This is a genomic window from Rhizobium sp. AB2/73 (genome assembly GCF_020871915.1).
Lineage (GTDB): Bacteria > Pseudomonadota > Alphaproteobacteria > Rhizobiales > Rhizobiaceae > Rhizobium > Rhizobium dioscoreae.
This window is the reverse complement of record NZ_CP067071.1, coordinates 3,190,849-3,203,500: the sequence shown is the minus strand read 5'-3', so window position 1 is coordinate 3,203,500 and position 12,652 is coordinate 3,190,849. Positions and strand designations below refer to the sequence as shown.

11 protein-coding genes are annotated in these 12,652 nt (G+C 60.6%); 1 reads left to right on the top strand and 10 read right to left on the bottom strand.

What is annotated here, in order from left to right; translation table 11 throughout:
• Nucleotides 1-91 precede the first annotated feature (91 nt).
• From I8E17_RS15765 to I8E17_RS15720, 10 genes are all read right to left on the bottom strand, one after another.
• On the bottom strand, nucleotides 92-946 hold the full coding sequence (locus I8E17_RS15765) for a 5'-nucleotidase, lipoprotein e(P4) family (protein WP_113367214.1): 855 nt from the start codon (nucleotides 944-946) through the stop codon (nucleotides 92-94).
• Nucleotides 947-1,232: 286 nt separating this feature from the next.
• Nucleotides 1,233-2,963, bottom strand: a complete 1,731-nt coding sequence (locus I8E17_RS15760) for an ABC transporter substrate-binding protein (protein WP_069611579.1) — start codon at nucleotides 2,961-2,963, stop codon at nucleotides 1,233-1,235.
• Between the two features lie 126 nt (nucleotides 2,964-3,089).
• A complete protein-coding gene (locus I8E17_RS15755; RefSeq protein ID WP_069611580.1) occupies nucleotides 3,090-3,377 on the bottom strand; it encodes a DUF2160 domain-containing protein in 288 nt (95 codons plus the stop codon).
• Nucleotides 3,378-3,389: 12 nt separating this feature from the next.
• Nucleotides 3,390-4,262, bottom strand: coding sequence for a carbohydrate ABC transporter permease (locus I8E17_RS15750; protein WP_229002118.1), 873 nt, complete (start codon nucleotides 4,260-4,262; stop codon nucleotides 3,390-3,392).
• 47 nt (nucleotides 4,263-4,309) lie between these two features.
• A complete protein-coding gene (locus I8E17_RS15745) occupies nucleotides 4,310-5,182 on the bottom strand; it encodes a sugar ABC transporter permease (protein ID WP_069611582.1) in 873 nt (290 codons plus the stop codon).
• Between the two features lie 2 nt (nucleotides 5,183-5,184).
• Nucleotides 5,185-6,255, bottom strand: a complete 1,071-nt coding sequence (locus tag I8E17_RS15740; protein ID WP_112724189.1) for an ABC transporter ATP-binding protein — start codon at nucleotides 6,253-6,255, stop codon at nucleotides 5,185-5,187.
• Between the two features lie 9 nt (nucleotides 6,256-6,264).
• The gene (locus I8E17_RS15735) at nucleotides 6,265-7,347 is read right to left on the bottom strand and encodes an ABC transporter ATP-binding protein (protein WP_113367215.1); all 1,083 of its coding nucleotides are present in this window, start codon (nucleotides 7,345-7,347) and stop codon (nucleotides 6,265-6,267) included.
• A gap of 757 nt (nucleotides 7,348-8,104) precedes the next feature.
• On the bottom strand, nucleotides 8,105-8,746 hold the full coding sequence (locus I8E17_RS15730; RefSeq protein WP_069611585.1) for a ThuA domain-containing protein: 642 nt from the start codon (nucleotides 8,744-8,746) through the stop codon (nucleotides 8,105-8,107).
• A gap of 24 nt (nucleotides 8,747-8,770) precedes the next feature.
• Entirely contained in the window at nucleotides 8,771-9,871 is a 1,101-nt protein-coding gene (locus I8E17_RS15725; protein WP_113367216.1) for a Gfo/Idh/MocA family oxidoreductase, read from the bottom strand.
• Nucleotides 9,872-9,911: 40 nt separating this feature from the next.
• Complete coding sequence (locus I8E17_RS15720) at nucleotides 9,912-11,114, bottom strand: ROK family transcriptional regulator (protein WP_113367217.1); 1,203 nt, start codon at nucleotides 11,112-11,114, stop codon at nucleotides 9,912-9,914.
• 221 nt (nucleotides 11,115-11,335) lie between these two features.
• Here I8E17_RS15720 and I8E17_RS15715 point away from each other — a divergent pair, with 221 nt between their 5' ends.
• The gene (locus I8E17_RS15715; RefSeq protein WP_113367218.1) at nucleotides 11,336-12,637 is read left to right on the top strand and encodes an extracellular solute-binding protein; all 1,302 of its coding nucleotides are present in this window, start codon (nucleotides 11,336-11,338) and stop codon (nucleotides 12,635-12,637) included.
• The last annotated feature ends 15 nt before the right edge of the window (nucleotides 12,638-12,652 follow it).

The following is a 12,652-nucleotide window of genomic DNA, read 5'->3' as shown; positions in this document are numbered from 1 at the left end:
AGCGGCAAACTCCTAACGATCTCCCCCCTTGTGGGGCAGATGTCCCGGTAGGGACAGAGGGGGGGTGTCGCACTCTCCTCAAAGTCTGCCTTTACTTCCCATCCCAGGGCTTCAGTGCATCCTGCTTCATCCTGCGCTGTTCTTCCGGCGCAAGCTTGTAATCCCCCTTATAGGGTGCGCTTTCGAACGAGCCATAGGTCGGATTTGCGATGGCGATCCAGTCATGGCCGAAATGCGCGGCATTGGCCTCGAAGACCTTCTGGCGCTCTTCGACCGTACCCTTGTAGTCGTCGGTGAAGTCGCCGAAATTGTCGCCGAACATCAGGAGAATGCGATAGTTCTTGGCGATGAAGGCGCGGCGCGTGCCCTTGGCCGAACCCCAGTCCGGCTGCTCCTTGGCGCTCAGGAAAGTGTCGACATTGTCGCCCATCGGAAAACCGAAGCGCTTCATTTCTTCAACGGTCGGTCCTTCCTCATCGGCGGTGCGGTTGGTGACGTAGAAGACCTTCACGCCTTTTGATGCTGCATATTGGGTAAATTCTACAGCGCCGGGAATCGGCTTGTCCTGCTGGGCATTCACATATTGCGTCCAGGTTTCCGGCTTGAAGCTCGTACCCGCCGTGATGTTACGCGCCTGGTAGGGCGAGGTGTTAAGGATGGTGTCGTCGACATCGAGGATGATGGCGGGCGGAAAGTCCTGAAAATTACCTGTTTGCTCGGCCGGAGCCGCGGTCCAGTTCTTGTCGGCCAGCGCTTCGTCGAGCCTGATACGGCCGAGCGCATAGGCACCAAGCGCGTTGGCCTGCGCCTCCACCGACGTCTGATCCCAAAGAACGGCATTGAGATTGTCGTCGGGCATGGCGGCCGGCAGATCGGCGGCCAAAGCCGGCAAGGCGGACGCGAGGCCGATCACGAATGTCAGGCGCCCTAGATATCTATTTTCCACTCCGTTCTCCTTTATGAAATTCTGGAAATCAACTCATCGCATCAACGATTTCAAATAGGCGTCAAAGTCTTGATCCGGGTAAGGATAGTTTGCGCGCAGACGGAATGTGTCAAGTATATGACGGTTGGCGGATCCGGGTTCAGTTGATTTTGATTTGCGGTCCCCCTGTGCCAGACGCTTCCATGCGGCGGCGTTTTCGACACAGGCCGTGCTGGAGCTCTGAAACAATAAAAAATGCCGGGGTCCTTTCAGACCCCGGCACCGCCGCATCTCCAAGTGCGGTTGCTTATTTCTTCGCGTCGGCCCAGCTCTTGACCAGCTCGTCGTAGTTGACGGTGATGGGCTTTTCCTTTTCGTTGGCGATCTTCAGCTGCGGAGCGAGATGGCCGTTCTTGACGGCATCGGCGTTCCAGTAGGCAAGATCGTGCTCTTCGGCGAGCTTCGGGCCGATGTCGCCCTGAACGCCTGCGCGTTCCAGGCGCTGCATGACGCGTTCCTGATCGGCGCAAAGTGCATCCATTGCTCCTTGCGCATCCTTGGCACCGGAAGCGGCATCGCCGATCGCCTGCCACCAGAGCTGTGCGAGCTTCGGATAGTCAGGCACGTTCGTGCCGGTTGGCGACCACTGCACGCGGGCCGGCGAGCGGTAGAACTCGATCAGACCGCCGAGTTCCGGCGCGCGCTTGGTGAAGCTCTTGTCGCGGATGGTGGATTCGCGGATGAAGGTGAGGCCGACATGGCTCTTCTTCACGTCCACCGTCTTGGAGGTGACGAACTGCGCATAGAGCCATGCGGCCTTGGCGCGGTCGACCGGGGTCGACTTCATCAGCGTCCAGGAGCCGACGTCCTGATAGCCGAGCTTCATGCCGTCCTTCCAGTAGACGCCATGTGGCGACGGCGCCATGCGCCACTTCGGCGTGCCATCCGAATTCATGACCGGCAGGCCGGGCTTGACCATGTCGGCGGTGAAGGCCGTGTACCAGAAGATCTGCTGGGCGATATTGCCCTGTGCCGGAACCGGGCCGGATTCCGAGAAGGTCATGCCTTGGGCTTCCGCCGGAGCGTATGCCTTCAGCCAGTCGAGATATTTCTGGATCGAATAGACCGCAGCCGGGCCGTTGGTATCGCCGCCGCGGGCAACGCAGGAGCCGACGGGACGGGAATTGGCATCGACCTTGATGCCCCATTCGTCAACCGGCAGACCGTTCGGCAGGCCCTTGTCGCCGTTGCCGGCCATGGAAAGCCAGGCATCGGTGAAGCGCCAGCCGAGCGACGGGTCCTTCTTGCCGTAGTCCATGTGGCCGAAGACCTTCTTTCCGTCGACATCGCGACCGGTGAAGAACTGGGCGATATCCTCATAGGCAGACCAGTTGACCGGTACGCCGAGCTCATAGCCATATTTGGCCTTGAAATCAGCCTTGTTCTTCGGGTCGTTGAACCAGTCGTAACGGAACCAGTAGAGGTTGGCGAACTGCTGGTCGGGGAGCTGATAGAGCTTCTTGTCGGGAGCGGTCGTGAAGCTGGTGCCGATGAAATCGGCGATGTCGAGATTGGGATTGGTGACGTCCTTGCCCTCGCCAGCCATCCAGTCGGTCAGGTTGCGCACCTGCTTGTAGCGCCAGTGCGTGCCGATCAGGTCGGAATCATTCACCCAGCCGTCATAGAGGTTCTGGCCGGTCTGCATCTGCGTCTGGATCTTCTCGACGACGTCGCCTTCCTGGATGACGTCGTGGGTGACCTTGATGCCTGTTATGGCGGTGAAGGCCGGGGCCAGAACCTGCGATTCATACTGGTGGGTCGTCAGGGTTTCCGACACGACCTTGATTTCCATGCCCTGAAAAGGCTTGGCCGCATCGATGAACCACTGCATTTCCTTTTCCTGGTCGGCGCGCGAGAGCGTCGAGAGATCGCCGATCTCCTTGTCCAGGAATGCCTTGGCTTCGTTCATGCCGGCATGCGCCGTGCCGGCGAGCGCCAGCAAGGCAACTGCCGTTGTCGTCAAGAGATGCCGTCGCATATATTCCTCCCTACAGGTTGCGAGTGCATTGTCAGCCAGCCGGATTTCCGGCCATCTGCATCGATTTGCCTTACTGCTCCGCATGACCGAATGGGCAACGGGGCGGTAACAGGTTGAACTTCCGCGTCAGACCAGACGGAAGACGCCGATGGCGTAGACCACGGAAAGAGCAAGAGCCCACCACAGGCTGGGGCCTCCCAGACCCAGCCAGGCGAGATGGATGAAGGCGGCGCCGAGCAGCGAAATGAACAGCCGGTCGCCGCGCGTCGTTTCGAAGCGCAGGATGCCGAGGCGCGGATGGCCGCCGGGCGAAACATACTCCCACACAGCCATGCCGATCAGCAGCAGCAGGATCGTCGCGAAAAACAGCGCCGTCGGCAGCGTCCAGGCCATCCAGGAAAAGTCTGTATTCATGGCGGTTTTCCTTTAGACGCGGCCGAGCGCGAAGCCCTTGGCGATGTAGTTGCGGACGAAATAGATGACGAGCGCGCCGGGGACCAAGGTCAGCACGCCGGCGGCGGCAAGCAGGCCCCAATCCATGCCGGCGGCCGAGACGGTGCGCGTCATGATGGCGGCGATCGGCTTGGCGTCGGTCGTGGTCAAGGTGCGGGCGATCAGCAGCTCCACCCAGGAGAACATGAAGCAGAAGAAGGCGGCGACGCCGATGCCGCTTGCGATCAGCGGAATGAAGATCCTGATGAAGAAGCGCGGGAACGAATAGCCGTCGATATAGGCCGTCTCGTCGATCTCCTTCGGCACGCCGGACATGAAGCCTTCGAGAATCCAGACCGCCAGCGGCACGTTGAAGAGGCAGTGCGCCAGCGCCACGGCGATATGGGTGTCGATCAGGCCGAAGGCCGAATAGAGCTGGAAGAAGGGGAGCGCAAAGACCGCCGGCGGCGCCATGCGGTTCGTCAGCAGCCAGAAGAAGACGTGCTTGTCGCCGAGGAAGCGGTAGCGCGAGAAGGCATAGGCTGCGGGAAGGGCGCAGGCGACCGAGATCACCATGTTCATGACGACATAGGTGATCGAGTTGATGTAGCCCTTGTACCAGGACGGATCGGTGAAGATGATCGTGTAATTGCGCAGCGTCGGCTGGTGCGGATAGAGCGTCAGGCCGCTGACGATCTCTTCATTGGTCTTGAAGCTCATATTGACGAGCCAGTAGATCGGCAACAGCAGGAAGATGATGTAGATCGTCGGCACCAGCCACGCCCACCGCCCCTTTTCGCCGTGACGGCGGGCAACCTGCGTGCCCGTCGCAACGATCGCATTTGCCGCGGCATCGGAAGCGGCCATCTTGTGCATCGCGGCGGCATCGGCCGTGGTGAATAGAGGTTTGCCGCTCATCGGCTCGCTCCCGCATCGTAATTGGTCATGACGGTGTAGAAGACCCAGGAGAGCAGCAGCACGATCAGGAAGTAGATCAGCGACATGGCTGCGGCAGGGCCGAGGTCGAACTGGCCGAGCGCCATCTTCACGAGATCGATCGACAGGAAGGTCGTGGAATTGCCGGGGCCGCCGCCCGTCACGACGAAGGGTTCGGTGTAGATCATGAAACTATCCATGAAGCGCAGCAGCACGGCGATCAGCAGCACCCGGTTCATCTTCGGCAGCTGGATATAGCGGAAGACGGACCAGCGCGAGGCGCCGTCGATCTTGGCCGCCTGGTAGAAGGCATCCGGAATGGAGGCGAGGCCGGCATAGCAGAGCAGTACGACAAGGCTCGTCCAATGCCAGACGTCCATGATGATGATCGTTGCCCAGGCGTCCGCCGGATCGGAGACATAATTGTAGTCGATGCCGAGATTGACGAGGACATAGCCCATCAAGCCGATGTCGCTGCGGCCGAAGACCTGCCAGATCGTGCCGACGACGTTCCACGGGATGAGCAGTGGCAAGGCCATCAGCACCAGGCAGACTGGAACGCCGATGCCCTTTTTCGGCATGTTGAGCGCGATGAAGATGCCGAGTGGTACCTCGATCGCCAGGATGACGAAAGAGAAGATCAGGTTGCGGATCATCGAATCCCAGAAACGCCCGGAATGGAGGATCTCCTCGAACCACTGCGTGCCCGCCCAGAAGAATTGATTGTTTCCGAAGGTGTCCTGCACCGAATAGTTCACGACGGTCATCAGCGGAATGACGGCGGAAAAGCCGACGAGCAGCAGAACCGGAATGAGCATGAACCAGGCTTTGTTGTTCCAGGTCTTCTCCATCGTCAGGCTCCCATCTCGATGCGCCAGGAGTCGGCATAGATATTGATGCCGGCCGGATCGAAGGCGATATGCGGCTCGGCCGGCACCGTCTGGTCTTCGCCGATGACGGCGACGATGTCCTGGCCGTCGAGCTTGGCGCGGACCACCTTGCGGCGGCCGAGATCCTCGACCTTGGTGACGGTGGCGGGCATGCCCTCGCGGCCGATGCGGACGAATTCGGGACGAATGCCGAGTTCGGAACGGCCGGCCCGCTTTTCCTTAGGCGCGCCGGGCAGCGCGATCGTGCGGTTGCCGAGGCGTGCACTGTTGCCTTCGATTTCGACAGGCATGACGTTCATGCCGGGCGAACCGATGAAATAACCGACGAATGTGTGGCGAGGGCGCTCGAAAAGGTCGTTCGGCGTACCGATCTGCACCACTTCGCCATTGTACATGACCACCACCTTGTCGGCGAAGGTCAGCGCCTCCGTCTGGTCGTGGGTGACATAGACCATGGTGAAGCCGAAGCGGCGGTGGAGCTGCTTCAGCTGCGAGCGCAGCACCCACTTCATATGCGGGTCGATGACGGTCAGCGGCTCGTCGAACAGGATGGCGTTCACGTCCGAGCGCACCAGGCCGCGGCCGAGCGAGATTTTCTGCTTGGCATCGGCCGTCAGGCCGCGCGCCTTGCGATGAGCGCTGTCGGAAAGGCCGATCATCTCGATGATCTCATCGACCTTGCGCTTCACCTCCGCTTCCGGAACATGCCGGTTGCGCAGCGGGAAGGCGAGGTTGTCGTAGACGGTCATCGTGTCATAGACGACGGGGAACTGGAAGACCTGCGCAATGTTGCGCTCCTGGGTCGATAGCCGGGTCACGTCCTTGCCGTCGAACAGGATGCGGCCTTCGGAGGCCTGCACCAGGCCGGACACGATGTTGAGAAGCGTGGTCTTGCCGCAGCCGGAAGGGCCGAGCAGGGCATAGGCGCTGCCGTCTTCCCAGCTGTGGTTCACTTCCTTCAACGCATAATCGGCGTCGGATTTGGGGTGGTCATTGTACGCGTGCCTGATGTGGTCAAGATCGATGCGGGCCATTGTCTCTCCTCAGGCGGCTTGTTGCAGGGCGGGAGCGACGGCGGCGCCATCGGTGTCGAAGACCATGATGTGGCGCGGATCGATATAGACATCGATCGCATCGTCGACATCGATATCCTGCACGCCCTGCGTCAGCATCACCCAGCGCTGACCGGCAAAATCGATATGGATGAAGCTCTCCGAGCCGGTGATCTCGGTCACCATGACACGCGCCGGGGCGGCGACGGCTTCCGGCATCTGCGGTGCGAGCGCGAGATGATGCGGCTGGAAGGCGATCGTGTAGCGGCCGTCCGGCCGGTCTTCCAAACCTTTTGGTACGGGCAGGTGGATATTGCCATCAAGCACGAATTCGCGGCCGCGCTTGTCGAGCGCGATCGTGTTCAGCGGCGGATCGGCAAAGGTGGTGGCGGTAATCAGGTCCCGGGGATTGCGGAAGACATCGATCGTCGGCCCGAATTGCGTGATGCGGCCTTCCGCCAGGGTCGCCGTATTGCCGCCGAGAAGCAGCGCTTCGGACGGTTCAGTGGTAGCGTAGACGAAAATCGCGCCGGATTCGGCAAAAATCTTCGGCAGTTCGGCGCGCAGCTCCTCACGCAGCTTGTAATCGAGATTGGCAAGCGGTTCGTCCAGCAGCACCAACCCGGCATTCTTGACGATGGCGCGCGCCAGCGCCGTACGCTGTTGCTGGCCGCCGGAAAGGCTCAAGGGGAGGCGATCAAGGAAGGGGCCGAGGCGCAAAAGATCGGCTGCCTTTTTCACTTCCTGGTCGATGGTCGCGGCACTTTTGCCGCTCAATCGCATCGGCGAGGCGATGTTGTCGTAGACAGTCATGGCGGGATAGTTGATGAATTGCTGGTAGACCATGGCGACGTTGCGGCGCTGCACCGGCTGGCCGGTGACATCGGCGCCGTCGACATGGATCGTGCCAGTGGTCGGCTTGTCGAGGCCGGCCATCAGCCGCATCAGCGACGTCTTGCCAGACAGCGTCGGTCCCAGCAGCACGTTCAGCGTGCCGCGCTGCAGCGTCAGATTTGTTTCCGCAATATGCGTTTCGCCGCCGACAGACTTCGATACGCCCCTGAGTTCAAGCACGATAGATTCCTTCCATGCGCCGCATATCGATGCTGCCGCGAGGATCGCGAAGAGACTGATCCGTCCGGAAATGCCGTCGCCGGGCGGTGTCTATTGCTGAGATTATGGTTGTCGGGAGGTGGATTGTGCCGATCTGTTTGCGGAAATATCGCATCGGCTTGAATGGTGCCGCGCGAGGTCAATGGCGGTGCGGCCGATGCCGCAAACCAAGCCGTTTTCCGTATCGATCTGATTTTCGGACAATTACTCCTCCCCTTGTTTCGATTTGCATCCCTCACGCGAAAACCGAAACAAGAATGACGATAAATGAAGATAAAGGAATGTCAAACGAAAACTGACCGCATTTCAGTTTCGCTTCATGAATCTCGTCTCCGGCGTGCTTTAGCGATTTATTATCGATCTGGTAAGCAATTGATCGGAATTGCAAATGGAGGCTGGTGCCCCTTTCGATGCGTCCACTCGCATCATGGCCGGACGGAGCCTGATCGCCCGTCCGAACAGTCGTGCGCTTCGGAGCCTGGCACTGTGTGCGAGGCAGGATCTGCAATATCCAGTGGTGAATAGGGAAGGTGATCGATGGCAGGATGCGGGATGGAGCTCATGTCCAAGCTCCATTCACGGGCGTCAACCCTGCCTGCTTATCATTTGCTCTAAACGGTGAAATCTGCCATGCGCTCGCTCGCGCCGCCATCGTTTACCGACGCAGAACCGCCCCTCAAGCATTATGAGGAGCGGCAGTTTTCGAAATGGACAGGCTTTAGCGCGCCGCCCAGTTGGCGCCGCGGCGGAAGATGGTCTTCATCTGCGGGACGTCGAATTCCTTGGCCTGATGTCCGAGCGAGGAATAGAAAACGCGGCCCTGGCCGTATTTGCGCTTCCATGCGACCGGCATGACGACGCCGTCGATCCAGTAGGCATGATCGCCGGTGAAGGTGGTGGTCGCCAGTACCTCGTTGGAGGGATCGACATGCATGTAATATTGCTCCGACGTGTAGGGGAAATCGGTGATCCCCTCCATGATCGGATCGTCCGGGCGGGTGATATTGACCGTGTAGTCGATGATGTTGCCGGGATGGGCGACCCACTGGCCGCCGATGATGAACTGGTATTCGACGCTTTCGCGGAAACTATCGCCAGCGCCGCCATGATATCCGGCGATGCCAACGCCGTTTTCGATCGCAGCGGCAAGGTTCTTGACCTCCTCCTTCTCGATCTTCGACATGGTAACGATCGGCACGATCAGGCTGAGATCATGGATCGAAGGGTCGGCAAAGGCCTCAGTGCTGTTTTCGAGATAGACCTTGAAACCGTCCTCTTCCAGCATGTCGCGGATGATGTGGGCGCATTCCTGCGGTTCGTGGCCGCTCCAGCCGCCCCAGACGATAAGTGCTTCACGCATGATAATCCTCCTGAAATTACTTGGTTAGCGGCCGATCTGCCCATCCACCAGGGATTCGGACAGAGGGGCGGGACGCTCCGTTTGCGTCGTGATGGGGACCGTGCGACCCGTATCGGAAGCCGTCTGGAAGGCTTCCATGACCTCGAGCACATGCAGCGCCAGGCTGCCATTGGCGCGGTGCGGACGGTTCGAGCGGATGGCGTGCGCCAGATCGGCGACGCCGAGCGAACGGTAATTGCCGTCGGCATAGGGCGCGGTGATCTCGCGCTCGGCAAATTCGCCGCCCTTCTTCAGAAACTCCACCGGCCCACCGAACCGGTTGGGATCGGGCACGATCAGCGTGCCTTCGGTGCCGTAGACTTCGAGCGGCACATGCTTGTGGCCGGCGACATCGAAGCTCATGCCGATCTGGACCACTGCGCCATTGGCAAAGGCCATGACGCCGGCAACATGCGTCGGCACATGCACGGGGATGCGCTCGCCATTACGAGGTTCGCTGGTGATGATGCGCTCCTTGCGCGGGGTGACGGCAAAACCGGCGACTTGGGAAACGGGGCCGAGCAGGTTGACCAGATCGGTAATGTAATAGGGACCCATATCGAGCATCGGGCCGCCGCCGACTTCATAATAGAAAGCCGGATTCGGATGCCAGCGCTCATGGCCCGGGCACATGAAGGTAGCGGTGCCACCGACCGGGATGCCGATCGCGCCCTCGTCGATGATGGCGCGCGCCGTCTGGTGGCCGCCGCCGAGGAAGGTATCGGGGGCAGCGCCGATGCGCAGCCCCTTGGCGGCAGCGGCATCCGCCAGCTTCTTGCCTTCGGCGAAATTGATGCCGAGCGGCTTTTCCGAATAAGTGTGTTTGCCGGCTTCGAGCGCCTGCAGACCGACGGCGACATGTGCCTTCGGAATGGTCAGGTTGACGATGATCTCGATCGATGGGTCCGCCAGCAGCGTGGCGATGTCGACCGCTTTCAGGCCGAATTCAGCGGCCTTTGCCTCGGCGAGCTCGCGATTGAGGTCGGCGACACCTTTGATGTCGAGAATGGGAAAGGATTTCATGGCGGTGAGATAGGCGCCGGAAATGTTCCCGCAGCCGATGATGCCGATGCCGACCTTGTTCATAAGATTCCTCCAGATGAATTGTCTTTGCTGTCTTGCGAAATCACAGGGCCGGTGCCGGTCCCGTCGTTCCCCAAGGCGATTCGTAGAGTTCCCGCAGTGCGACGACGGCGGCACCCTGCGCCCAGGTCTCGTCGGTGGACTGGTCGAAAACCAGTTCGGTCACGCCCCTTATCGATGGCGGAATAGCCAGTGAATAGGCCTCCCGCAGGCTGTCGAGGAAGGGCTGGCCGAGCGCCAGGCTCGAGCCCACGAGAATGACGCGCGGCGGGGCAAACAGCGTGACGATGTTGGCGAGCGCCATGCCGCAGGCTTCGCCGGCACGAATGGCAGCATTGATCAGCGAGACATCCTCGGCATCGATCAGCGTCTTGGCATGCGCCATTCCGCGCCCGAGGCGGATGGCTTCGGCAAAACGGCCGCTGGGCTGGTCGCCGAGAATGGCGCTTTCGCCGGCAAGGCTTGCCAGACGAATGATCCCCTGTGGTCCCATGCCGAGAACGAGATCGCCGAGATTGTGGCTGAGGCCGCCGGCGCCGCGAAAGAGCTGGCCGCCATGCAGAACACCCAGGCCCAGCGTCTGCTCTAGCGACACCAGCACCATGTCGTCCAGGTCCCTGGCCTTGCCGAACCAGTGATGCGCAAGCGTGATGGCATGTGCATCGCTTTCGACGATAGTGGTCACGCCCAGCCGCTCGGACATTTCCTTGGCGAAATCGACTCCCGTCTCGCGAAAGATCGGACTGGTGCGGACATGGCCGGTGCGGTGCTCGACGACACCAGGCAGGCCGAGGCAGACGGAATCGATCTCGTCCAGCGCGAGATTGGCATCGACGACGCAGCGGCGCACGCCATCCTCCAGGAGATCGGCGATGACGCCGATCGGCTGCCGGTCGACACGCAGCGCCAGTGTCAGCGTCGAGAGAACCTCGCCGCAAAAGTCCGTCACCACGAAGACCATGCGGTTGGCGGCAATTTTCGCGCCGACGACGCGTGCGGCATCCGGATTGAGTTCCAGCATGACGCGGGGCCGGCCGCGGGCTGCCGCCTCGCGCAGGTCGCCTTCGGTGCGAGCCAGGATCAGCCCGTCATCCAGCAGCGACGCGGTGATCGCCGACACTGTAGTGGTCGAAAGCTGGGTGCGGTCGCTGATTTCGATACGTGCGATGGAGCCCGCTCGCCGGATCGTATCCAGCACATTGAAGCGGTTTATCGCCCGCATAAGCTCGGGATCTGCTGTTTTCATGAGAATGGCGCCGAATGACGGACCCGCTCGGCTGCGGCCTGATATTTTTAACGGAATGCGAATTAAATAGCCTATGGCCTTTGCCCAATGTCAAGCCATTTCGCAGGCGGTCTGCCGAAAATTTAACGTTTGCGGTTGACATTTCAGCAAAGCTCCGTTGAATTATTCCGCATAAGGGAAAAAATATTTGAGGCTCTTGGTTCCCTTGGGAGGAGAAAATCATGATCCATCTACGTGGGGCCAAAGCCCTTCGCATCGCGGCTGTCGCCGCCACGACCGGACTGGCGATTCTCGCCGGCGCGACGGGTGCCGCTGCCGACACAGTCGTCAAATGGCTGCATCTGGAAACCGATCCGAATTATGTCGCCGTCTGGCGCAAGATCGCGGATCAGTATGAGGCCAAGCATCCCGGCACGAAGATCGAAATGCAGTTCCTTGCCAATGAGGCTTTCAAGGCAAAGCTGCCGACATTGCTGCAATCGAAGGACGCGCCCGATTTCTTCTTCAGTTGGGGCGGTGGTGTGCTGAAGCAACAGCAGCAGACCGGCACGCTGCTGGACCTGACTTCGGCAATGAACGCGAAGGATGGCGCCTGGCTCAAGAGCTACAATCAGGCTGCCGTCAAGGGCCTGACCTTCGACGGCAAAATCAGCGCCGTTCCGTATAAGCTCGGCACGGTTTCCTTCTTCTACAATAAGGCGCTGTTCGCCAAGGCTGGCGTCGATGCGAGCGCTATCAAGACCTGGGACGATTATCTGGCCGCAGTCAAAAAGATCAAGGCTGCCGGTATCGCGCCGATCGCCGGCGGCGGCGGGGAGAAATGGCCGATCCATTTCTACTGGAGCTATCTGGTGATGCGCGACGGCGGTCAGCAGGTCTTCAGCGATGCCAAGAACGGCAAGGGCAACGGCTTCAACGATCCGGCGATCATCAAGGCTGGCGAGCAGCTTGCCGAACTCGGCAAGCTCGAACCTTTCCAGCCCGGCTATCTCGGCACCACATGGCCGCAGGCGCTCGGCGTTTTCGGCGACGGCAAGGCTGCAATGATCCTCGGCTTCGAAAATACGGTTGCCAACCAGCGCACCAATTCCGGGAACGGCAAGGGCCTAGCGGATGACAATATCGGCCGCTTCGCCTTCCCGGCCGTGACCGGCGGTGCCGGCCTTCCGACTGATACGCTCGGCGGGCTGAACGGCTGGGCCGTCACCAAGAAAGCCCCGCCCGAGGCGCTCGATTTCCTCGCCTATCTCACCAATGCCGAAAACGAGCGCAGCATGGCGCAAGCCGGCATGATCATCCCGGTTGCCGTCGGCGCCGAAGATGGCGTCAAGGGTCCGCTGATGCATGAGGCTGCCGACCAGCTGGCGCATTCGACCTGGCATCAGAACTTCTTCGATCAGGATCTCGGCCCCTCGGTCGGCCGCGTCGTCAACGATGTAGCTGTCGGCATCGTCTCCGGCCAGATTTCGCCCAAGGATGGCGCGCAGCAGGTCCAGGATGCCTTCGAGCAGGACCAGCTCTAGCGCCCTCCGGCGCCG

Excerpts from the sequence above, each read along its gene's own strand:
- I8E17_RS15760 (WP_069611579.1), bottom strand. The coding sequence starts at position 2,963 with ATGCGACGGCATCTCTTGACGACAACGGCAGTTGCCTTGCTGGCGCTC.
- I8E17_RS15755 (WP_069611580.1), bottom strand. The coding sequence starts at position 3,377 with ATGAATACAGACTTTTCCTGGATGGCCTGGACGCTGCCGACGGCGCTG.
- I8E17_RS15750 (WP_229002118.1), bottom strand. The coding sequence starts at position 4,262 with ATGGCCGCTTCCGATGCCGCGGCAAATGCGATCGTTGCGACGGGCACG.
- I8E17_RS15745 (WP_069611582.1), bottom strand. The coding sequence starts at position 5,182 with ATGGAGAAGACCTGGAACAACAAAGCCTGGTTCATGCTCATTCCGGTT.
- I8E17_RS15740 (WP_112724189.1), bottom strand. The coding sequence starts at position 6,255 with ATGGCCCGCATCGATCTTGACCACATCAGGCACGCGTACAATGACCAC.
- I8E17_RS15730 (WP_069611585.1), bottom strand. The coding sequence starts at position 8,746 with ATGCGTGAAGCACTTATCGTCTGGGGCGGCTGGAGCGGCCACGAACCG.
- I8E17_RS15725 (WP_113367216.1), bottom strand. The coding sequence starts at position 9,871 with ATGAACAAGGTCGGCATCGGCATCATCGGCTGCGGGAACATTTCCGGC.
- I8E17_RS15720 (WP_113367217.1), bottom strand. The coding sequence starts at position 11,114 with ATGAAAACAGCAGATCCCGAGCTTATGCGGGCGATAAACCGCTTCAAT.
- I8E17_RS15715 (WP_113367218.1), top strand. The coding sequence starts at position 11,336 with ATGATCCATCTACGTGGGGCCAAAGCCCTTCGCATCGCGGCTGTCGCC.